The 23,082-nt window shown below is 35.9% G+C and carries 22 protein-coding genes and 2 pseudogenes; 10 read left to right on the top strand and 14 right to left on the bottom strand.

Annotation, left to right across the window (positions count from 1 at the left end):
* The first annotated feature begins 29 nt into the window (after window positions 1-29).
* From ND2E_RS04410 to ND2E_RS04425, 4 genes are read left to right on the top strand one after another with little or no spacing between them, the layout of a single operon-like run.
* Complete coding sequence (locus ND2E_RS04410; protein WP_033095164.1) at window positions 30-839, top strand: hypothetical protein; 810 nt, start codon at window positions 30-32, stop codon at window positions 837-839.
* On the top strand, window positions 829-3,807 hold the full coding sequence (locus ND2E_RS04415; protein WP_033095163.1) for a coiled-coil domain-containing protein: 2,979 nt from the start codon (window positions 829-831) through the stop codon (window positions 3,805-3,807). Before ND2E_RS04410 ends, ND2E_RS04415 begins: the two co-directional genes overlap by 11 nt.
* A 4-nt stretch (window positions 3,808-3,811) precedes the next feature.
* Window positions 3,812-5,218, top strand: a complete 1,407-nt coding sequence (locus ND2E_RS04420) for a hypothetical protein (RefSeq protein WP_033095162.1) — start codon at window positions 3,812-3,814, stop codon at window positions 5,216-5,218.
* Entirely contained in the window at window positions 5,211-5,756 is a 546-nt protein-coding gene (locus ND2E_RS04425) for a condensin complex protein MksE (RefSeq protein ID WP_033095161.1), read from the top strand. Before ND2E_RS04420 ends, ND2E_RS04425 begins: the two co-directional genes overlap by 8 nt.
* A 187-nt stretch (window positions 5,757-5,943) precedes the next feature.
* Here the strand turns inward: ND2E_RS04425 and ND2E_RS04430 are convergent, their stop codons facing one another.
* Together ND2E_RS04430 and ND2E_RS04435 are read right to left on the bottom strand one after the other, a co-directional pair.
* A complete protein-coding gene (locus ND2E_RS04430) occupies window positions 5,944-7,167 on the bottom strand; it encodes an ABC transporter permease (RefSeq protein WP_033095160.1) in 1,224 nt (407 codons plus the stop codon).
* Window positions 7,157-7,846 carry an ABC transporter ATP-binding protein gene (locus ND2E_RS04435; RefSeq protein ID WP_033095159.1) on the bottom strand — a complete coding sequence of 230 codons (690 nt, stop codon included), beginning with the start codon at window positions 7,844-7,846 and terminating at the stop codon, window positions 7,157-7,159. The genes ND2E_RS04430 and ND2E_RS04435 overlap by 11 nt, the downstream gene beginning before the upstream one ends.
* A gap of 129 nt (window positions 7,847-7,975) precedes the next feature.
* On the opposite strand from ND2E_RS04435, the gene ND2E_RS04440 reads away from it, so the two are divergent.
* Window positions 7,976-8,653, top strand: a complete 678-nt coding sequence (locus ND2E_RS04440; RefSeq protein ID WP_223303671.1) for a DUF3299 domain-containing protein — start codon at window positions 7,976-7,978, stop codon at window positions 8,651-8,653.
* Window positions 8,654-8,789: 136 nt separating this feature from the next.
* Here the strand turns inward: ND2E_RS04440 and ND2E_RS04445 are convergent, their stop codons facing one another.
* From ND2E_RS04445 to ND2E_RS22240, 10 genes and pseudogenes are all read right to left on the bottom strand, one after another.
* Entirely contained in the window at window positions 8,790-8,969 is a 180-nt protein-coding gene (locus ND2E_RS04445; RefSeq protein ID WP_223303670.1) for an SEC-C metal-binding domain-containing protein, read from the bottom strand.
* A complete protein-coding gene (locus ND2E_RS04450; RefSeq protein WP_033095158.1) occupies window positions 8,969-9,355 on the bottom strand; it encodes an SgcJ/EcaC family oxidoreductase in 387 nt (128 codons plus the stop codon). The genes ND2E_RS04445 and ND2E_RS04450 overlap by 1 nt, the downstream gene beginning before the upstream one ends.
* Window positions 9,356-9,656: 301 nt before the next feature.
* Window positions 9,657-10,994, bottom strand: coding sequence for a dihydroorotase (locus ND2E_RS04455; protein WP_033095157.1), 1,338 nt, complete (start codon window positions 10,992-10,994; stop codon window positions 9,657-9,659).
* Entirely contained in the window at window positions 10,991-11,413 is a 423-nt protein-coding gene (gene hisI, locus ND2E_RS04460) for a phosphoribosyl-AMP cyclohydrolase (protein ID WP_033095156.1), read from the bottom strand. The genes ND2E_RS04455 and hisI overlap by 4 nt, the downstream gene beginning before the upstream one ends.
* 22 nt (window positions 11,414-11,435) lie before the next feature.
* The gene (locus ND2E_RS04465; RefSeq protein WP_033095155.1) at window positions 11,436-11,834 is read right to left on the bottom strand and encodes a MerC domain-containing protein; all 399 of its coding nucleotides are present in this window, start codon (window positions 11,832-11,834) and stop codon (window positions 11,436-11,438) included.
* Between the two features lie 25 nt (window positions 11,835-11,859).
* Window positions 11,860-12,330, bottom strand: a complete 471-nt coding sequence (locus ND2E_RS04470; RefSeq protein WP_033095154.1) for a Fur family transcriptional regulator — start codon at window positions 12,328-12,330, stop codon at window positions 11,860-11,862.
* A 5-nt stretch (window positions 12,331-12,335) separates the two neighbouring features.
* Entirely contained in the window at window positions 12,336-12,941 is a 606-nt protein-coding gene (locus ND2E_RS0121835) for a ZrgA family zinc uptake protein (protein WP_052056874.1), read from the bottom strand.
* A gap of 14 nt (window positions 12,942-12,955) precedes the next feature.
* A complete protein-coding gene (locus tag ND2E_RS04475; protein WP_033095153.1) occupies window positions 12,956-13,666 on the bottom strand; it encodes a DUF1826 domain-containing protein in 711 nt (236 codons plus the stop codon).
* The gene (gene zigA / locus ND2E_RS04480; RefSeq protein WP_223303678.1) at window positions 13,663-14,865 is read right to left on the bottom strand and encodes a zinc metallochaperone GTPase ZigA; all 1,203 of its coding nucleotides are present in this window, start codon (window positions 14,863-14,865) and stop codon (window positions 13,663-13,665) included. The genes ND2E_RS04475 and zigA overlap by 4 nt, the downstream gene beginning before the upstream one ends.
* A gap of 602 nt (window positions 14,866-15,467) precedes the next feature.
* A pseudogene (locus ND2E_RS22240) lies at window positions 15,468-16,490 on the bottom strand (IS110 family RNA-guided transposase).
* Window positions 16,491-16,982: 492 nt separating this feature from the next.
* Here ND2E_RS22240 and ND2E_RS04490 point away from each other — a divergent pair.
* Window positions 16,983-18,365 carry an IS1182 family transposase gene (locus tag ND2E_RS04490; RefSeq protein ID WP_033095151.1) on the top strand — a complete coding sequence of 461 codons (1,383 nt, stop codon included), beginning with the start codon at window positions 16,983-16,985 and terminating at the stop codon, window positions 18,363-18,365.
* Between the two features lie 475 nt (window positions 18,366-18,840).
* Here ND2E_RS04490 and ND2E_RS23640 read toward each other — a convergent pair whose 3' ends face one another.
* Together ND2E_RS23640 and ND2E_RS23175 are read right to left on the bottom strand one after the other, a co-directional pair.
* Entirely contained in the window at window positions 18,841-18,993 is a 153-nt protein-coding gene (locus tag ND2E_RS23640; RefSeq protein ID WP_223303677.1) for a DUF4158 domain-containing protein, read from the bottom strand.
* A gap of 280 nt (window positions 18,994-19,273) precedes the next feature.
* Complete coding sequence (locus ND2E_RS23175) at window positions 19,274-19,450, bottom strand: hypothetical protein (RefSeq protein WP_190277858.1); 177 nt, start codon at window positions 19,448-19,450, stop codon at window positions 19,274-19,276.
* A 1,287-nt stretch (window positions 19,451-20,737) separates the two neighbouring features.
* Between ND2E_RS23175 and ND2E_RS04495 the strand changes: the two genes are divergently transcribed.
* The 4 genes and pseudogenes from ND2E_RS04495 (at window position 20,738) to ND2E_RS0121825 (ending at window position 23,072) form a co-directional block, all read left to right on the top strand.
* A complete protein-coding gene (locus tag ND2E_RS04495; protein ID WP_033095150.1) occupies window positions 20,738-21,784 on the top strand; it encodes a tyrosine-type recombinase/integrase in 1,047 nt (348 codons plus the stop codon).
* A gap of 96 nt (window positions 21,785-21,880) precedes the next feature.
* The gene (locus ND2E_RS23170; RefSeq protein WP_190277857.1) at window positions 21,881-22,048 is read left to right on the top strand and encodes a hypothetical protein; all 168 of its coding nucleotides are present in this window, start codon (window positions 21,881-21,883) and stop codon (window positions 22,046-22,048) included.
* A gap of 101 nt (window positions 22,049-22,149) precedes the next feature.
* Window positions 22,150-22,416 (top strand): annotated as a pseudogene (locus tag ND2E_RS0121830) (response regulator); the annotation flags it as partial.
* A 143-nt stretch (window positions 22,417-22,559) separates the two neighbouring features.
* A complete protein-coding gene (locus tag ND2E_RS0121825; protein ID WP_223303669.1) occupies window positions 22,560-23,072 on the top strand; it encodes a winged helix-turn-helix domain-containing protein in 513 nt (170 codons plus the stop codon).
* Window positions 23,073-23,082 lie beyond the last annotated feature (10 nt).

The raw sequence follows: 23,082 nt of genomic DNA, 5'->3' as shown, positions 1-23,082 counted from the left end.
TAAATAGGTTTTATTTAATAGGCATGGATATGAAGCCCTCATTAGCAAAGGCATTTCAAAAGATCGAAATGAAGCAATCACTAAACTGGAGAGCTTTTTCAGGGCAGTTAATAAAACATGGCATTATTCAGGAGGAAATTGATCAAGCCTTTGCAGCTACGAGGTACAGTCAAAACGACTATAGTGTTGAAGTCTTATCTCAAGATTTACTACAAAAGTTTATCAATATAATTAACAGCTATTCAGTTAAATCTAGATCTGCGGCTTCATATAGAGGAAATTCTCATGCTGTAAATGTCGATGGTGCATTACTAGTTGCTAATGTAGCTAATAATGATGTGCCATATAATCATTTATTTAGTAAAGATAGAGATGTAGATACCCCAGTTAAACAACATTGTTTAATTATTGAAAATCTTGAATGCTTCTTGGCTTTCAATCGTACTTTTGAGTTTGCTAAAAACTACTGTGATGTTGAAGTTGATATAGACGACATAGAGTTTTTATGGGCAGCTGGGAACAGTATTTCAAATACATTGATTATCCCTTACTTAAAAAAGTTTCAAGGAAAGGTTATGTGTTTATTTGATATAGACTTAGGTGGATTAACTATTTATTCAAATCTTTTAAAAGCGAGTTTAGAGCCATCAAACACAAAGTACCTTATCCCCAGCGACATTCAAAAACGATTAAAGAACTCTAATCGTAAAGCCACAACTAAAGAACTAAATGCTCTGTCATCTATTTATGGTTTATCGGAAACAACAAATCAAATAATTACTTTAATTCGTCACTATAACTCAACTATTGAGCAGGAAACTTACCGATATGAACTCTAATTCTTTGCCATTAGCATTACCTACTAATTACGAGTTATTAGAGCTGATTTTTGTTAATAGCGGATCTAATTATTATTCTAGAATCCCTCTTGATTTGAATGCAGCTTTGTTTGCCGGTAACAATGAAGGTAAGACATCTTCGTTAGCAGCATTAAAATTGTTTTTACTACCAGAAGTTAATTTTAAAGACTGTGAAAATAAGTTTGGATTTGAGTCAGGTGGCTCTTATTTTTCTAATGTAGACTCTTTTCGATATTATTTTCCGTCACCTGAGTCTTACATCATTTGTAATGCTAAGAACCCTAAGAGTAATTTCTGCTGGATTTTATTTAAAACAACTGACTTGGGTTATCAACGAATTGCACTCCCAAAAGACTATAATGATATTGAACATCTATTTTGGAACGAAACTTCCCAGGCAAATGAAGGGGCTGGCCAATTACAACCAGACATCAATATTACTGACGTAAAAAAAGTACTACTAAGTAATGATTATAAAGGTGTGTTATTTACCGATAAGCAAGCGATTGGTGAAGCTATTTACACCCGAACTTCCAGTGATAATAACAATACCCGCTTTAGCTTGTTACCTATGGCTAATAGATACACGACAGCAAATGTAGAAACTGTTCGTGCCTTAGTAGGAATGGCATTTAGTCTAGCTGACGCTTCTACTACATCCTTGCCAAAAGCTATTGGTAATATGATTGATGGTCGTGGCATGAGTGTAATTAAAAACGACGGCATTATCATTGATATAACAGATGCGCTAAATGAGTTCAATGAACTGAAAGAAGTGGAAAATCACCTTTCAAGAATACAAGCTAATCAACCTGTATGGCTAAAACTAAAAGAAAACAAAGGCCTCTATCAGCAATTAAGAGAAAAACTAGCCTTAGACTTTGCTGGTACAGCTTCACAAATAGCCATATTCGAACAGTACCTCAAATCTGTTCAGCAAAATTTATCAGGTCAAATTACAACATTAAATCCTAAAGTAACAAAGGCATCAGAACTTAGGACTAAGTTAGGTAAAGAGCTTTCAGGCTTTAAAGCTCAATTGACAACATATTCTGAGCAGGTAAGCGATTGTAATGAAAAAATTACGCTAGCAAATGATGCTAGAGCAAGGTTATCACCTTTATGCGAACAACCTTCTGATCATGCAATAACTATAGAATTAGATGACGAAATTAAGATATGTACACAAGATATTGAATCTCTGAATAGCCAAGAAAATGCGCAATCAGTGATGCAAACTATTAATCAGTCCAGTAAGAAAAATAAGACGACACTGGAAACTTTAACGGAATCATTACGTTTGATTGAAAATAACTTAGGTTTATTCAACCAACTTTCCAACCATGGAAAAGCAGTTCTTTTAAGTTTAAACAAACGTTTATCCGAAGTATCTTGTGAATTAAGTAGTGAACAAGGAGCAATAGTCGAATCATTTGTAAAGTTATTTGGTCAAGATGGTGAATATTTGACTATTTGTAATAAGACAACTCCTATAAAGGTACTAGAATTATCGGACCAAGATGCTAGAGAACAACTGATTAAGCAAATTGATGAACTTCAAGATAAACAAGAAAAATTATCGAAAGAATTACAGAAAAACTCTGCGTTTATTAAGATGAATTCAACGTTAAGGGCTGAAAAATTAGTAGAATTAAATACTGAATTAGAAAGTTATAACAAACAAAAAGAAGCGCTGTCTGGTTATTCTGTTATTGCTTCCATGCAAGGTGAGGCACAAAAGAAAGTAGATTCACTTACTTTAAAAGTTTCTGAGGTAGAAGCAACCGAAGAACATGCACAAAACAATTTTTTCACATTAAAAAATCAGCTAAGTGATCTGAAAAATGAACTTCAGGACAACCATGAAAATCAGCAATCAATTAACCAATTTGTGACTAGCCTAAAATCAATTGCTAATGAATCATTCAGATCTGTAAGTTATGAGTCCGTTTCTGATGCTATTGACGTCCCGTCTAATATACCTTTGTTCCAAGCTGAGATTATTCATCAAGAAATAACGGCAATCAAAAATTTACTGTCTTCTTTTAGGGAATCGAGAACAGATGTTTTTGATGACTTTCTACAACTCCTAAAAGCTGATGTTATTAAGGTAGCTGTTGAAGAACATAACCAAGTTACATTAAATAAAGAAAGCTTTGATACTCATTACTCAGCATTAGAGTCGGTTTTTGAAAATGTAAAATCGGCTGAAGAGAGATTTAAATTAAGATTGAATGCACACAACAATAATGCAGCTACTTCTGCACGTATTATTGAAAATGTAAAAGAAATCATTGAGTCTGAAATATCAGGAATTAATACTGAGCTCTCAGGATATAAAATATCTAATTTAGACAAGGTACAAATCAAAGCAGAATTGCATCCTCAGTACTTAGATATGATTAAAAGTCTATCACGACACACCAGTGTCACAGATAACTTAATATCAGAAGAGTTTTATAAACAAATATCAGCTTTTCAAACTCAGTTCTATATTCGAAAATATAACAAAATAAATATTTCTAAAATTATTGAATCTATATCCTACCTATTTGATAGAGGAAATGGCGTAGAAGCAGTACCACAATCAAATGGTACGAATAGTATGATCAATGCCGTTATGTTGGCCCAACTATTAAAAAGGTTAGTACCTGAAGATTTACATTTAAGAATGCCTGTCATATTTGACGAAGTTGGCAAGCTTGATGCGCATAACCTTAAGGAAGTACTTAAGGCTATGCAAGAAAACGGCTTAACTTTATTCGCCGCCAATCCGGCTCCTACTGGCACCATCGTTAATGTACTGGAAGTTTCCCATGACTTATCAATTTTTAAAGCGACTGATGTAGATGTTCACCATAAAGCCGAAGCAATTTACTTTCCTGGTATGGAAGAGCGTTTAGCTGTGATACCAGATGTCGCTATAGAAGCGGAGCTGCCAGAGTAAAGATATGGAAACTAACGCTCAAAGTACGCTGGTACTCATTTTTCAACACGTAGATATCTATTATTCCCTTCTAGATTACTATGCCCTCGAATCCAAATCTTCGACTTGCTTTAAGATTTCTGAATATGAGGCAGTACTTGATCATTATGTGGTTAATCAAATAGAAGATAAAAAAGAAAAGTTACGTATCAACGCGTCTTTAAGTTTGAATAACTTAAATGACTGTGGGTTACTAAGCTTTGTTAATAACCAACGAGGCATTTTTGCAATACAGTCAGGGCTGTTGCAAACCATACAGTGTTTGGATTCAAAGCGAATTAGGGAGTTAGGTCAACCCGATTTAGATATTATTAGGGCACAAATACAAACCTTATTTCGCTTCTTTAAGTCTTCGGACTGTGATTTAAGCACTAAAAATACTGAGACTGCTGAACACCTCGTTTCTTTGATGGATATTATGCAGGATATCTTAGCTAAAATTGCACATAACGTTCGTGCATTAGATGGTAGCTCAAAACGTCTATCTGAAGTTTTAGAAAGCCATGATTTCAATAAACTTGTCGCTACGGAACAAGTAAGAAGTGCTATAGACGAAATTATTAAAATATCTAAACGAAATATTCAACCTACACTCATTTTCTTGAATGAAAAAGCAATGGTTAAAGACTCATCTGCAATGTATATGATTCGAAAAATGCGTCAACAATTAGAATCTACACCTTTTATCGCTCAACATCGCAATATTTCTTCAATCGAAATGAAATTGCTGTCATATGCTGAGGTTGTAAGGGATATTCGTCAGCGTTTATATCGCTATGTAGACATGGATAAAGCGCAACGCGTGCTTTATAACCGCATTGAAGAGCGCTTTAATAACCTGCACAATGCGGCGGTATTAACAATGGATGCAAAGCTTAAAGGCAAGCTTCTATCATCAACGTCTACTTTGTTCGAAGATTCACGAGTAATAAGAGGCCTACATAACTGGTCGCGATCTAACTTAACTTCTCCCTTGTTTCAACTTCCTAAACATAATGAAAGATTTGTTCTTGATGAATATATTAGAGCTAAACTAGAACGTGTAGAAGCGCTAAGTAGTAATAAGCGCAAACCTTCCGCAAAGCGCCAGTCAGCTAAAGAAACCCTTAGAGAAAGAAAACGTATTCGTGACATACAAAAGATAATGTCAGATTTTGATGCTAAAGCATCTATAGAAGATATTTATTTGGAAATACACGAACTACTTTGCCACAGAATGAGCGATTACCGTTTGTCAGATATCTATGATGCATTGCCATTTATTGATGAAAAGTGGCAATTAAAGAAAACCTTAAGCAAAAATGATATCACTTATCAACAGCACAAGCTTAGCTACATGATTAAGCGTTTAGAGGAAAAACCAAATGAATAACTTTGGCTTAAACCACATAGCTTCTCAAGCCATTTATAAAGATTTAATCTCGGGAAAGATGATTAATGAAACGGAATATATAGACGGTGAGTTAGTCAAATCGACAAAGTTCAGAGAGTTAGTAAATGATATTGATAAATATCGAGAACTTTATACTCTTCTAGGCTTTACCCTTAAAGGAATAGACGGTGTAGCATACTTTATCACAAGACCTGATAAGGCCGATGAATTGAATGATACTGCTGCAAATGCACAAACCATTCTATTAATACTCTCTAGGGGCATAGGAAAGCAAGGAATTGCTCCAGGTATTCTTTTTGATGAAAAATCAGGTATATCTACCAAGCTTGTGGATGAGATGGGCGCGGAAACAGAAGCAGCTCAAATTCTAAAGGCGTGTGGTATGAAACAACCATTAAGCCAACCGCTTAACAATACACTTTTGGAACGTGGTTTAATGTTTAAAAACTTAGATGATAGGTACGTATTATCAAGCGCTGGTCAAGCAATGTTTAATCGCTTATTTTCGATAGATTGAAAAATTAATATCTTGTGTATTGAGGCAATTTTCGCCTTCAATATTCAACAATATGTTTGCAGATATCTAGTTCCGATAAATCCTTCAACTCACTGTCTATTATTTTATAACATAATAGATCTAACCTGAACACTATGCTAAGAGAAAGCCCGAATATTCGGGCTTTTTTATATCTGTTTAAATGACATTATTCGCTTAACGTATTTTTTTTCGATTCTATAAAGCCAAATATAGATGGAAACATCGCGATAATGACTGATGTACTTAACAGTGATGATACTAAGTATAAATTACCCAGTGATACTATATTAGTGCTGACTTGTACGCCAAAGGAAGAGGCTAGATAATCTTGGGTTAATACAAGAATCGTTACCAGTATTCCTGTACTTAAGACTATGCTCATTGCGAGAATAAATAATGCTTCTAATGCAATTAAGCGGAATAAAAAAAAAGGTGACGCACCAATTCCTCGAAGTAATTGAATCTCTTTATTACGTTCTCTAATCGATGATAATAGCATGGCGCAAATACCTAAAGAAGCAGATATAAGTACTAAAATAGACACTAAAATGAGTGTGTTTTCTAATATTTTCATTGTTTGCCACAGTTCAGACAAAGCCACACCTGGCATTATCGCCAACAGCGGCTCTGGCGTATAATAGTTAATTTCTCGTTGCATTTTAAACGTAGTGATTTTTGAATGTAAGCCGATCATAAAAGCGGTAATGCTTTTAGGTTGAAGGTGTTCAAGTGCATTAGAAAGCGGAGTGAACTTACCGTCATGATGAATAGCTTCAATACTTTGTAAGCTAACATGCAATGTGTGATCAACAGGGGTACCTATTGGCGCTAAAATACCGGTTACTTTAAATGGGTTATCGTTATGTAAACTGAAACTCGTTTTTGCAATACCGTGCGCAAGTATAAGCTGGTCACCCAATTGATATCCTAGTTTTTTAGCAACTTGAGCCCCTAGCACAACATCAAAAATGCCAGTAAACGCCTTACCTTGTTTAAATGCTAAACGGTGCTTTTTACCATAGCTGAAATGCTCAAAGTATTGTTTAGTGGTGCCAAGCACTCTATAGCCTTTGTGTGAGTCGCCCAACGAGAGAGGAATAGCCCATTTCACTTTGGGGTTAGCGGTAATAGTGTTAAATGATTGCCAGCTTATATTATTAGTAGGGCTACCTATTTTAAATACTGAATACAGTAATAGATTTAAACTACCTGTTCTTGCACCCACAATAAGGTCAACACCAGACACTGTATTGGCAAAGTTTTCTTTTGTTTGATGGCGAATATGCTCAACCGACAATAGTACAAAAACACTAATAGTCATCGCCATGATTGACAGTGCAACGGAGCCCTTACGATCACGTAAGCTTTTCATTGCAATGTTAATTAGCATATTGAAATGCCTCTTCACTGTTAATATCAGTGAATGACTCAACTCTATTAAAATATTGCGATAGCGACATATCGTGACTAACAAACAATAATGTTATGCCGTATTTTTTAATCACTGACATGAGTAGCGCCATAAAACTATCGGTGTTGCCTTTATCAAGAGAAGAGGTTGGTTCATCGGCAATAAATAACGTTGGTTTGTTAATTAATGCACGCGTAATCGCAATACGTTGTTGTTGGCCAATACTCAGGGTACGAACAGGTTTTTTCCAGTCCTTTTCGGGCATATTCAAGGTGGTGAGCAATGCCGTAATCTCTTTATTTAATGAAGATGTTGACACCGATTTACCAAAATAATGAGCTAAACGAATATTGTCGATAGCATTAAGATAAGGGATCAAATTAAACTGCTGAAACACATAACCAATATGTTTTGCTCTAAATGCATCCCGTTGCCTTCGAGACATTTTATCTAAGCGTTGATCTAATACCGTAACATTGCCTTCATTGCTACAAAGTAAACCATTTAAAATACTTAACAATGTCGATTTTCCACAACCTGAAGGGCCATAAATAAATGCATGTTCGCCTTTTGTTAGCGACCATGATTGAATGTTTAATACGGGAGATTTGGGGTGTTCAGGATAGCTAAAGTGAACATTAGAAAGGTTTATTGCCATGACTTACTTTAATACTCAAAATTATTATAGATAGTTTTAATAGATAAATGATACAGTGTATCATTTATCTATTAAACTTATTTTTTAGCCTTATTCTATATGATAAAATTTAGCCTCGTAGGTAGTATCGTGTTGTTGTTGCTTGGTTGTGGAAAACCAAAAGAAATTCAAATTGTTGAATCAAAAAATATAAACGTTATCTCGAAGGAAATAGCGCAAAAAACATCAGCGGTTACTAAGTTTTCGGGTGAAGTAAAACCGGTTGAAAAGCTAGAAAAAACCTTACCTGCACTGACGTTTATGTCGGCACAGTGGACAGATTTAATGCCTAAAGACGATTTGGATGCGCTGTTAAACCCACCTGATTATATCGATGAAATAGCAGAGAATTCCGCTGAAGATCAACTTAATAATGCAGATCTTACTAATAAAGAAACTAACGCTGGTATTATCACGGATAGTAAAGAAAATGCTTATCATCAGGCTTTAGCGTCTACCCGTATTATCCCGGCCATTAATGATGCTGCTATTAGATTACCTGCTTATATTGTACCGCTTGAATTTGACGATGCTCAACGCGTAACACAATTTTTTTTGGTGCCATTTTTTGGTGCTTGTATTCACCTGCCACCGCCGCCACCTAACCAAACCATTTTCGTTAATTACCCTCAAGGCTTCACGCTTGAATCACTCTATGACCCTTATTGGGTTTCAGGTGTTATAAAAACTTCATTGGTAGAAAATGATACGGCAATAGCGGCTTATTCTATGGAAGTTCACGCGTTAGATATTTATACCGATGAATAGCAATACTATATAAAGACTGATACTGAAGGTAATTTCAGTATTGTATCCGCTTTGTTTAAGAGTCTCTAAGCGTTAATACAAGCCATCAGCTGCGCTTCTAATAAGTCATTTTCATCTTGATTCTCAAATAGGGTAACTAGCCGCAACATTTTTTAAACTTACGGCCACTTTTGCAAGGGCAAGGATCATTACGACCAATTTTGGGTTGTGCATGAACTATCGGTGCCGCTGGCGCACAACAACTTGATTTACTGTAGCAACTTGTTTCATCAGCTGATGATTGATTGGCATTACCTTGACTATCTTTGTTCATCATTAAGTCTCTTCTAGGTTGAATTGTTCAGGCATTTGTGATGAATGATGAGTCATAATCATCCATTTTTCACCATTCCAACGATATATAAAAGTAAATCGTGCTTGTATTGGGTTACCACTTTTAAATGTAAATGTGCATGTGCCTGAATTCATTGCTATCGAACCAAACATACGGACTGTAGACTCGTCTATTTTACCTATAGGCTCTAGTGATAAAAACTTATCAAAATATTCTTCAATTTTTTCATGAGTTTGGCATACAGTATTAGATATTGTAGGCAAAAGTATTGCGTCATATTCATACAGTGCGACGACGTTTTTCGGCATTCTTGTTTGCAATGCTTTATTCCATTGTTCAAATAACGATAATATTTCTTTTTCATTCATTTTTTCGGTTATTCTCCTTATTAAACTAATTATATCTAGGGGCTGTTGATCTTTCAGGGTTAAAATTTATTCAATTGAAAACGGGTTTAATCGCGGCGCGAGCTTTGTATCATAGTTATTCTATTAAAAAAGCGAGCAACAATGAGTAAATTTGTTTTAAATGAACCCTAAAGGGCAGCACTTGTTTGAAATTTATACTACGTTATCGTATGTTCGAGTAGCCAGCTACACGTCACATACTCTGCCTTGTCTAAATACCAAACAAGTTGCTGTAAAAGTAATCTCGAAAGATCAACAGCCCCTAGCGATCAAACTCTAATCGTTTTGACAATGCGGTGTGCTTAATGACTTTCTTTCCATCATATACTTGCTGTCCGTTAACCCAGGTACCTTCAATGCGTGATGAAAATTCATATTGGTGAAATGGTGTCCAACCACAGAGGTAACGGCAATTTTCATGACTTACTTTGGTGGTTTTATCCATATCCACTATTACAAAATCAGCAAAATAGCCTTCTCGAATATAACCTCGCTCTTTGATCGCATAACGTATTGCTGGATTATGAGCTGTTTTTTCAACAACTTGTGTTAGGCTCAATCGGTTGTGATGTACATGATCAAACAAGCTTAACAGTGCATGCTCAACTAACGGTAATCCTGCGGGTGCTTGGTTATAATCTGTTTGTTTTTCTTGCCAAGTATGTGGGGCATGATCTGTCGCAATGATATCTATTTGGTTGGTATGTAATGCTTGTATTAATGCGGCTCGGTCTGCCGGTGATTTTATGGCAGGGTTACACTTTATTTGGTTACCTAATGGTAAATAATCATCTTCACTGAACCAAAGGTGATGAACACAAGCCTCTGCAGTTATATGCTTGTTTTCAATTGGACCTGCTTCAAACAAACTTAATTCTTTTGCTGTTGTTATATGCAAAACATGTAATTGGCTGTTGTACTTTTTTGCTAAAGAAACAGCATAAGAAGATGAGGAAAAACAAGCATCAGCATTTCTTATTCTAGGGTGATCAGATATCGTTGGTATATGACCTTGTGCGGTTATTTTTTTTAAATTACTTTCTATTACTGCTCCACTTTCACAGTGGGTAACAATTAGCGCGGGGCTGTCACGAAAAATTGCTTCTAATGCGGCAGGATTTTCAACTAATAAATTACCCGTAGAAGCGCCCATAAACACTTTAACCCCGCAATGAATTTTAGGATTTAAGCGTTTAATTTGCTCTATGTTATCTTCGGTGGCACCTAGGTAAAATGAATAATTAGCGAAAGAATCTTGCTTAGCAATAGCGAATTTGTTTTCTAAAGCTTCAATTGTCGTGGTTGCTGGAGCCACATTTGGCATTTCCATAAAACTTGTAATCCCCCCAGCAACTGCTGCACGTGATTCACTCGCAATAGTTCCTTTATGTGTCATACCTGGTTCACGAAAGTGTACTTGGTCGTCAATCATTCCGGGTAATAAAAATTTACCTTTTGCATCAATGACGTTGTCTTGGGGCCAGACGGTAATATTTTTATCAATACGTTCAAATCGTTGATCTTGTATTCTTAGATCACCTTCAAAAACTTTTCCTTCATTAACGATTTTAGCGTTTTTAATTAATAGTTGTTGATTCATAAATCACCTTTTCCACTGACAAAAACGCGTGATTTATTAAGATCGACGTGTAAATAAAAACAATCTAGACGACCCGTATGGCAGGCGGCTCCAACTTGCTCTACTTGGCATAAAATAGCATCACCATCACAATCGAAAGATATAGATTTGAGCGATTGTATATGGCCACTTGTTTCCCCTTTTATCCATAAGCATTCTCGACTTCGAGACCAATAGGTCATGCGTTTAGTTTGCATCGTTTGACAAAGAGAGGTTTTGTTCATCCATGCTAGCATCAGTGCTTTTTTACTGGTGGCGTCTTGTGTTATAACGGGGAGAAGGCCTTGCTCGTTAAAGGGTAACTGATTTACTACCTCTGTTAACTCAAGAGGTAAGCTAGCATCAGCGTGTTCGAGTTGTTTAAAATAAGTTCGTTGCATGATTATAACTACTTTTTACATTCTATTTTTTCGTGAGAACATTGATTTTTTTGCAATGTTTAAAATTTCCCCAGTGCGCTATTACCACAAATATCGCACCCAATAAGGTTAAGCTTTTTTCACCTGCTTCTCCACCGATGTCATGCCCGAAAATAACGGCGATAACCATGAGTAATAACCCTGAAAATCCCCAAAAGAGTAAGTGATAACGTTGATGCTTTTTACAGCCCATTGTTAAGGCGTAAATACTGATTGGAATAACGGCTACTAACATCCATGTATGAAACGCTTCATTTTGAAGTTGTAATGCGCCTAAACTAGGTAATGAAACTAATAACAAGGGTAAAAGTAAACAATGTACTGCACATAAAACGGATAACCCTATAGAAAATTTGTCTGTTAATACTTGTATTTCTTTCATTTTCTCCCTTAATTTAGTTTGTTTTTTATGCTGATTTATCTTGGCAACTATTACAAATACAATTCATTTCTAGTTGTGAATTAATCAATTGAAAACCAGCCTGTTCAACATCATTTTTCAGTTGAGAAATGGTTGATTTGTTGATACTTATTTCTTTAACGTGATCACAAGTGCCACAGATTAAAAATTGCGGTACGCCGTGGTCGTGATTACAGGTTATATGAGAGCAAGCGACATATTTATTGGCTAACTTTAGTTTATGTACCAGCTTTTCATTTTCTAAAAACTCTAAAATACGATAAACCGACATTGCAGGTATATTCTCGTTAAAATTCTCTTTACACAAATCGATTAAATCATAGGCTGAAAGCGCCTTTCCTGATTGAATCAGTGATGACAATACAAGCTTTCGCTTGGTGGTTAAACGAGCGCCATGACTTTTACATAGGGTCTCAGCATGTGTAATTATTTGATTGATGTTCTGTGTTGAGTGCATTTTTGTTATCTCAAGTTAATAACGTTGTTTTTAGCGTTTAGTCTTTCAGCTCCTTGGTGTATTTCTGTAATCCATATGGCCTGTACTTCTTTCACGCTAGTAAATAGATGAAATACTTTAACAGTTATCGAGGATAATTCTGATATTTTTTCACAGTGATAATCATATTTAGATATTACTTCACTGTGGTTATTTTTCTTATTACTATGAACTTGGTGATGTTGATGGTCATCAGGAATATTTGTTAAGTTTGATACATCGATAAATGTACTTATCAACTGACAATTCCCACCTGAAAGGGAAACTATATCATTGTGCTTACGTAGCTTTGTTTCTACCTTTTTTACTTTATTAATGCTTTTTTCTGTTTTAGCTTTGTGTTCAAATCCGACTAAATCGATCGCTGGCGATAATAGTTCAATGACAAGTTTTTGGTTTTCAAGAGCAATATTCATTTCGGATAAACCATGGGCATGAGTGCTAAGTATCGCGCCTTCTTTGGCCGAACTATGTATGTGTATAAAAGAACAAAATAATACAATGCCCACTTCCACACATAATTTTATGACGTGATTTATCTGTTGTTTCCACGCTATAATATTATTTTTCATTCAATCGAACCTTGTTAATCGTTAATAAAGTCGAGTGTTAGTAATAACCTACGTTCGCCTTGATATACAGCAGGTGAGCGATGAACAAGCCCTGCGCCTTCCTGTTCATCCCAATTTTCCCCTTTAAGTAAAGCAATATCACCTTGAGTTAGTTGATTAATATCATCGATATTTTTCATTAAACCTGATTGTTCATCAGGTTTTCCTTGGCTTCCTGAGCCTAGTTTAGTGCGCTCTATGATATTATTATTAAGCCATTGTGTGGCTGTGCCGTGGTATGTTGTTACTAAACGACAAGGTATGCGATCAACATGAAAACGAGGGCACATAGGTCGGTCGAGTACTGTTAGTCTTAATCCTGCACCTTTAAGTTCAAATAGGCAGCAAAACATATCCACTAGTAAGGTAATATCATCAATTAATGCAGTAATAGCGTCTGATTTATCAAATTTTTCACTCAGAACTTCAACGCAGTTCTCTGGCGCTACAACCAATACAGAGGCTAATGTTGAGTTATGCTCTAAAAATGAACCTACGGCAGTCGTTAATTCATTTTCAAGGTTACGTTGCCAAGTTACAATATTTACATCATCTTGGTATATATCAGTTAATACGTCAGGGGTACTTCCTTCAACTGAGCGTCTAAAAAGTAAGCTGTGATTGTCGTTATCGGTGTGATTTTGTGCTTTCCCACTAATATTATGGTTAATCGCTAAGGTGTTCATGCGGTTTCCTCCCATTGAGGAAAAGGATCGCTTAATGACCGCCAATAGTCCTTTCCTCTCAATAACTCCTCTTCTGACAATAAGCACTGATCAAGCGCTAAAGTCATGGCTGCTTTATCTAACTTCTGTCCAATAAAAACAAGCTCTTGTCGCATATCACCAAAAGGTTCAACCCATTGTTTTTGTATCTCTTCTAGAGACTCTTTATCGGTTGGCCAACTGTCCTTTGGAATTGATTTCCAAAACATACCGGCAAAACCATAACGTGCTATGCCACCTGCTTGGCTCCACTGCCCACAAAACTGAGGGCGAGACGCTAACCAAAAATAACCTTTAGAACGTATTAGCTTGCCAAATTTTTCTGTGCTATGTAGAAACTGATAGAATTTTTCAGGGTTAAATGGTTTTCGTGCGATATAATTAAAACTTCCAATGCCATACTCCTCTGTTTCTGGCACGTGTTCGCCACGCAGTTCCTTGAGCCAGCCGGGCGCTTGCTCAGCACGTTCAAAATTAAATGATCCTGTATTAAGTATTTCACTAAGATCAATTTTTCCTAATGATATAGGTATGATTTTAGCGTGTGTATTAAGCACTTTAATAATAGCAGTAAGTCTTGCTATATCTGATGAGTCTACCAAGTCAGCTTTACTGATAAGAATGACATCAGCAAACTCAACCTGATCAACCAATAAGTCAGTTACGCTTCTTTCATCTTCATCACCGAGTGATTCACCGGTGTCTTGTAAATATTGAGCTTTGTCATAATCTTTTAAAAAATTTACCGCATCAACAACCGTTACCATGGTATCTAAAGTAGCTACATCTGATAATGAAATGCCATCTTCATCGGCGAAAGTAAAGGTTTCAGCCACAGGTAGTGGCTCAGAAATACCAGTTGATTCAATAATTAAGTAATCAAAGCGTCCATCTCTTGCTAATTTGTTTACTTCTAGAAGAAGGTCTTCACGCAAAGTGCAACAAATACAGCCATTACTCATCTCTACCAGTTTTTCTTCACTACGGTTGAGTGATACATCATTTTTCACTATTGACGCATCAATGTTTATTTCACTCATATCATTGACGATAACGGCTACTTTCTTTCCATGACGGTTATTTAAAATATGACTTAGCACAGTCGTTTTTCCGGCACCTAGAAAACCGGATAGCACAGTGACAGGTAATTTCTGTTCAATCACGTTGTTAATATCTCTATTTTTTATGCTGAAGTGTTATGTTATAACATAACACTTTAACATGGTAGTCTATCTTAATAAATAGTGACTATTGACTATGTATTTTGTGTAAGAATACAACTTTTATTAGCAGTGAACCTTGAAATTTCATACATTTAAATAAGTTAGTGCTATAACGATATATTCAAGGGGTTAAGGCGGGGTATTGCTACTTTTTCCAATGTAACTAGTTTGATAAAAAACGATAGATAACCGATGTGTGGGCGGCATGATGTACTCCGGCTTCTACCAAGTATTGTGGCTTAATAATATTGACCACAAATGTATGGTTTCTAACTCGCTTCACGCCCTGAGCCTTTGGGGGCGATTTGTATGGTCCGCCTCGATATTGCAAGTAATAATATCGATAACGTAGTTGGTTTGCGCTAATGTATTCGGAGTCTTTGTTGGTTACCCAATATATTAGGCTCAGCTCCACGATGAGATCCGCGCTAGATTGTCCTCAAAAACGAGTAAGCATACTTACTTATGTTGCTGTAACGCCCCACAGGTCTTCAATCCAGTGGTCTACCCGTTGTGTCATCTTTATCATCATTTGCAAATCAGGCTTGCACTCTAACTTCGAATGCTTGTTTGGTTGAAAGCACCGACCAGGCGATACGTGCTAGTTTATTGGCTAACGCGATCACCACAACGTTAAAATGTTTTCTCGATAGTAATTCTAATATCTAGTTACCAAAAACGGCAACGGCCTTTTCTGGCCTAACAAGAACAGCTCTTGCACCGTGAATGAATAGCTCTCGTAAACCTTTATTTCCTCGTTTACTTATGCCGAGTAATGTTGGCTTACCTCCAGTTGAGTATTGGCGAGGTACTAGTCCTAACCACGCCGCAAAATTTCTTCCATTCTTAAAATCAGTAGCACTGCTTATATCTGATAAACAACGACTAGCTGTTAGAGTTCCCACTCCTGGGATCGTTTGGAGCAGTTGAGCTCGTTCGTCATGGTCAACTATTTCTTTGAGTTTTTTCTCTTGTACCAAAATCAGTTGATTAAGTTTCAAGTAGTAGTCATGGTGGTCTCTTAATTCTAAAAGTAACATCGGTGGTATTGGCTCGCCATGCTCAGCTAGCCATTGGAATAATACTTTCATTTTGGCGTGAGACTTAGGGAAACTCATGCCAAACTCTAATAAGGTAGCTCCAATCCGTGACATGCACGCAGTTCTATCTTTTACATAACTTGAGCGTATGCGTTGAATCACAGAGATAACCTGAGATGGTTCAGTTTTTACACTCACAAAACGCATAGTAGGTCGAGCAGCAGCTTCCGCGATAGCATCAGCATCAATGAAGTCATTCTTATTTGTTTTTACATAAGGTTTAACGTATTGCGGGGGAATGAGCTTTACTTTGTGCCCAAACTCTTGACACTTTCTTGCTAGCCAATGAGAGCCACTACAGGCTTCCATAGCAATAGTTGTCATCTCTAAAGTAGAAAGTACTTGAATCAGTTTTGGACGGCTAAACTTTTTACGATAAACTTCTCGACCAGATAAGTCATGGCCAACAAGGTGAAAAGTAAACTTACCTATATCAATTCCAAGAATCTTAATAGTAGACATGATGGTTCTCCTCATTTAAAAGTCTGCCCTAAGTGTAGATTAGGGGAGGCGGACCATCTCATTAGCGAGTTAGATTTAATAATCTAACTTCGTTTGAAACTTAAATAATTCTAATGTCCGCTTCGGTGATTTGTGACCTAACTCCATGCAAAAAATGTTAGGTAAAAATTCAGTTGTAAATGTGTGTGAGTTTTTAATTGAAAATTGCAGCTTTAGGCTCAAAGTTAACATCAAGTGATGAAAGTTCAATGGCATTAATGAGCTTAAATTAGTCTCTCAAACATATAGTAAATTTGGTTAAAATCACCCTAAATCTGTTTATGATTTCACAAAAGATAAAGTCAGCTTTTGGCTCAGACTGTGTGAAAACGTTTTGATCACTTTTTCGAATAAGCACCGAATACTTATGATCAATCAATCTCAAAACAAGATAATAAATCACTCTATATTTGCTATAATATTCATTAGGTTAATTGATTATATGTTGGCTATATGTCACGTCATATTAAAGGTTCATCTCCCTCCCAAGCAACTCTCTTTCCAGAAATTCTTGAAGATTTTGTCGCTAAAGAAAATCCCGTTAGAGTAATTGATGTATTTGTCGATGGGTTAGATTTAGAAAATCTTGGTTTTAAAGGAGTTCAATCTAAAGCAACTGGACGTCCTGGTTATCATCCCGCCATATTACTCAAGATTTATATCTATGGTTATTTAAACAGAATTCAGTCTTCACGCTGTCTAGAGCGAGAAACAAAACGTAATGTTGAACTTATGTGGCTCACAGAACGTTTGTCACCAGATTTTAAAACGTTCGTTCAAATGTGCCATAAATTCAATATGTTTAGTGAAGCGACCGTTGCCATTGATGGTAGTAAATTTAAGGCGTCCAACAACAAAGATAAAAACTACACACCGAGTAAAATAAAGTCACATATTGAGCGAGTAGAAAAACATATTAATAGATATTTTCAGCAACTTGAACAATCAGATTCACAAGAGAAATCACCAAATAACATTGCTAATATTGAATCTAAGTTAGATTTCCTAAAACAATATCTCGTTGAACTAAAAGAGATGGATTTAACCGTAAATAATCATCCTGATAAACAAATATCAACGGCCGATCCAGATAGTCGCTTGATGAAAACACAGGGTATGACACGAGCGGTTTGCTATAACATACAAAGCGCTGTCGATACGAAACATCATTTAATTGTTGCTCACGAAGTCACCAATACAACCGATAGAGGCCAGTTGTGCAATATGACCAAACAGACACTTAATGCGTTAGGGAAAAGTGTTACCACGATATTGGCAGATAAAGGTTATTACAGCAGACAAGATATTAAAGATACTCAAGATTTAGGTGTATCGACTCTTGTACCTAAAACCGATACATCAGGCTCAGAAAAGAAGGGGATTTTTAACAAGTCACTGTTTCAATACAATCAAGATAATGATGTTTATATTTGCCCCGCGGGCAATGAGCTTCAACATCGATTCAATGCGATAGAAGGAGGGTTAGATATCAAAATTTACTTCAATGGTATGGCTTGTAAAAATTGTACTATTCGAAGCCAATGTACCCGTTCTAAAAAAGACCCAAGAAGAATGAGACGTTGGATCCATGAAGCTGATATGGAAAAAATGGAAGCCTTGCTCAAAGCAATGCCTGATGCGATGCTTCAACGAAAACAAACGGTTGAACATCCCTTTGGTACGATTAAGTTGTGGGCAGGAGTCACGCATCTTTTAACAAGAGGGTTTAAAAATGTCAGTACAGAATTGAACCTGCATGTATTGGCGTATAATTTAAAAAGAATGCTCAGTATATTTGGATCAGAAATATTGATGAAGGAAGTGATGTTGCCGTAAGAGGTAACTCTTTCATTAAAAGACCCAAATATGTTCCAAATAGGAGCCAATATCAGCAATTTTGAACGAATAAAAAATATAAAGCATGGATATTCATAAATATCGGCTTCGCTACGCGAAGCCTTATAAAGAGCTGATATAAAACTTCAATAGTAAAAACTTACAATAATTAGTTTTCACACAGGCTGGGCTAATTGAAGTCATAAAGTATTCGTGGATAATAATATTTGCAAATTCAGAAAGCCATCTTTACCGTTGAGCCTTATTAATAACGGGTCTTTATCTAATTTACTTTGGAAAATTGAAAAGCCGGTATAGCTAAGTAGTTTTTTAATTAATGCTGTTTTAGTTCTTAGTGGCAAGTCTTCAGTATCGACATTTTTATCATTGAAGTACTCCGTCTTAATATAGTTATAGTCGGCTTCAACATCTGAAAACGTGAAATTAAAAACTACTGGCCGTGACCTGAAGTAACCTAATAAAGAATAAAGTATATTCGCGTTTCAGCTTGCCTTAACGTATTAACTAATTTTTGAGTCTCTTTATCGAGAGAGAAATAATCTTCTCGATCAGTACGGCTAAAGTTTGGTAGAGCATAGAGTTCATTAATTTCTGACGATGTGAGTATTTGAATACGTTTAGTATGTTGAACAGCGATAGTGGCAAGCCTTGGTAATTATTATTTGTAATAATCATACCTTAATCAATCAGATAATGAATATAGGATAAAACAACATATGAGATTAAGGATTACCAGCTTACTGCTGAACATTACCAAAAGACCTATTTAAGCTGCTAAGTGGTAAGCTTTTCATGGTGGAGTTTACCACCAGTTGTGAGGTCACAAGGTTTTTCAATGACTTATGTGTTTACCACTAGATACGATTTTTTTTGAATATTAAAAAAAACTAAATTCTTAATGCCGATTTCGAGGGGATGGGCGCAAAACCCCTAGTTGGACAATCAGTATCAACATCCTTTAATGTTTCTTGAATGTAGCTATTAAACAGTTGCGATTCTTTGGCTATCTGCTTAACCAAAAAATTTTGATCATCATATTCTTTATTTTTTAAACTGTGGTTCATAAAAATACCTTTTATTTAGATAAAACTTTCTCAAAATCTATAACGATTGAATCACCATGCAGTATTTCATCCATCAAGTTTAGAGTTGGTGATCAATCGAAGTTGGCTGATTTTATCATTGAGTACAGTCATTTTGGCTCTTTACCGGACTCAGAATAAAGGACTCCAAATCGTGATTTGACAAAGTCATAACAGGAATTTATACAACATCAAAAAAAGCAAATCCTCCATTTAGAAACTAAAAACAGCAACCTTCACTATATATAACAACATAAAAGCAACAATCCCGTTTATTAATTAACGCTCAATAAGTCAATTAAGTGCTGTTATGGAATAACTTTAAGCCCTCCCCCAATCATATAATCTTTTTTTATTTTTTAAATGTTACTTAGAATTATTAAAAGATTTACTTAAGGGTGTTTAAATAATTTAAAAATATTATTTTAAGGTTACTTAAAGGTTATTGAAAGGGCTTTTAAAGGTTCGAATTATAATTTTACATGTTATTTTCTGATGATTTTTTATATTGTTTTTAGATTTTCATTGTATTGTTATAAGGTTTTATGAAGATTTTTATTCGTGAAATCACCATAAAATCAAGTGGTTGTAGCTGTTGTGGAAGGTATGGTTGACTTCTCTTTTTTTTCATTATTATGTTTTCTAGTGATAAGGTGAAAGCATAATATGAGAATGGGATCTTATTATTCAAAAGTATTTTAATGAATATTTTTATTGAAAATTACAGCAGGTTTTCTTGGATAAATCTTGCTGTAATGACCGTAATGTTTACGAAAAACAAGCCAGTTGGTTTTTTGTATTCACTCCCGTCGAAATTAACCTTGAGTCTACAATTTGAACTATGAACTTATATTTACAGCCCGGCCCCCGAAATTTCGAATGTATTTCATATTCATCGCTTTTAAAGTAAGGGGTTCAATATGGTGTAAATTTCCCTACATCCCTCTATATACCTGACGATAAGCAATGTTAATGATAAAAAAGTCGTGCGCTACGTGAAATTTAATAGACTTAGTGAGTAATTCCCCACAAAAAAACACTGTACGCACTACCACGAAGGCACAATAATTAACCACCCTACTCCTGGGCAATTTTTATTGTCATACCCTTCCCTCGCTAAAAATTAGCTATAAATGAGAATAATTGCTAACCACACATAATTACAGTTATGTGTGTTAGAGAATTATTCTCACTTACCTTGCTTTCTAAAAAATAACATGTATATTTAAACAGACTGTTATTACATACATATTAATTAGGCTTTTTGTGATGTTAGAAATCATTCAACCAGAAAACACAATTATTCCAACACATCGTGATGTTGAAAAAACGCATGTTGGCAATAACAACAATAATATCGAGCCGAAATCAAATAAACAGCATACCGAGAATGCTGAGCGCAATGCAAAATGGTTTGCAGAAATATTCGCCCTTACTACTAAAAACTCTCAAGACGCGCTGAAATATGATGGGAATTGCTTAAAAGCGTGGTTAGACCAAAATCCTGATCTGATTTTAAATACTGACTTAATCAATAATGAAGATGTTTTGAAGCAATATTTCACGGAGATGATTGCTAGTGACTTGAAGCGTTCTACGATAGTTCGTCAGAAAACATCCATTAAAAAGTTACTTAAAGGGATGATGTTAGCGAACCCATTCACAGCTAATAGCCTGTTTAATGATTGGTTAAAACTAGCGCTAAATAAAAAACCGTCAGCGAAAAAGCAAGCGCAAGATATGGGCAATAAATCGTTAGAAATGATTAACTCAAAACTGTCAAATGATTGCCCATTAGATCTGAGAAACAAACTCATACTCAATATCGCTTTTGATGCCTTATTACGGGCAGAGGAAGTGTGCGCGATTAAAATTGAACATATTGATTTTTCAGCAGAAACACTTTTTATACCCTCGAGTAAAACGGATAAAGAAGGGGAAGGAGAATACCTGTTTTTGTCAAATACCACATTGACTTTAATTGGTATTTGGCTTGCTTTGCTTACTGTTAAAAATGGTTATTTATTGCGTAGTTTAAGCCCGAAAAAGCACATAAGAAGTGCCCCGATAAAATACAGAACGGTACTCGATGCTTTTCGTTCTGCTTCAGTTTTGGCCGGGAAGGAATATGGTTATTATACGGGACATAGCGGGCGTGTTGGAGCTGCGGTCACATTAGCCGAATCTGGCGCGACACTTTTTGATATACAACGTGCAGGGCGTTGGGCCAGTGAACACATGCCAGCGGTTTACACTAAAAAAGCATCGGCTAAATTAACGGGTATGGGAAAAGTTGCTAAACAATTGGGGCGATAAATCGCTTGTTTATTTATTTCGTAAAGTGCCGGATAAAAAAACTATTTTATTTTAGGTGTGTATCATGGCTATAAGGTATTTTAACGAAGTAGTAAAATGAGCTTATTTAAAAAATTACTCAGTAAGGGGGCTGGTGTTAAACAAGTGAAACATTCTCGCTTTTCTACGTTTAATGCTCGCGTGTTAAATCAAGATGCTTTTGATCTCATTGGACAAGCGCGGAGTTTGATGATACCCAGAGAAAAGAGCTGGGGCTATTATTAGTTAGTAATTTACGTGACGATGATGTTATTTGTGATTATGGTGAAGAAGGTTTTAAAGTCCTCCATAGATTTATGGCTAGTGCCGGAGATATAAATATTCCATACAGGTTATCGAGTTATCGAGTTAGCGAGGCAGAAAATAAAGCGCAAATGAATGTGGTCTTGGAAAACCATCACATTGATTTGATCATGCTTGATATCACTCTACCTGATGAAGATGGCTTGATGATCACGCGAAACCTACGTAGCCATTCTGATATTGGTATAGTACTAGTAACGGGACGAACAGACTCTATCGATAAAATAATTGGTTTAGAGATGGGCGCTGATGATTATGTCACTAAGCCTTTTGAGCTAAGAGAGTTATTAGGGGCTGTTGATCTTTCAGGGTTAAAATTTATTCAATTGAAAACGGGTTTAATCGCGGCGCGAGCTTTGTATCATAGTTATTCTATTAAAAAAGCGAGCAACAATGAGTAAATTTGTTTTAAATGAACCCTAAAGGGCAGCACTTGTTTGAAATTTATACTACGTTATCGTATGTTCGAGTAGCCAGCTACACGTCACATACTCTGCCTTGTCTAAATACCAAACAAGTTGCTGTAAAAGTAATCTCGAAAGATCAACAGCCCCTAGTACGTGTTAAAAATATTTTATGGCGCATATCATTGACGGAACAAAAATCAGTTATCGCAACAGAAGATGAAGAAGATGACGATTTATTTCATTTTGGTCAATGCAGCTTCGATATTCCAAAACGAAAGTTGCTCAAAAATAATATTCCAATCAAATTAACCAAAGCAGAATACGATATTTTAGTGGCTTTTGTCGCTAATCCTAGCCGTGTTCTCAGCCGTGAACGATTACTTAATTTAATTGAGCATAGAGTGGATGCCCCCAATGATAGAACCATCGATGTACTTGTTCGTCGTTTACGTCACAAAATAGAAGAGAACCCGAAAGAACCGCAGATTTTCACCACGATTCATGGCGAAGGGTATTTATTCGCTGCTGATATAACCTAGCTCAATCAAT

The sequence above is a fragment of the Colwellia psychrerythraea genome (assembly GCF_000764225.1).
GTDB lineage: Bacteria > Pseudomonadota > Gammaproteobacteria > Enterobacterales > Alteromonadaceae > Colwellia > Colwellia psychrerythraea_D.
Note: the sequence above shows the minus strand (reverse complement) of the source record. Positions and strands in the feature narration are given on the sequence as shown.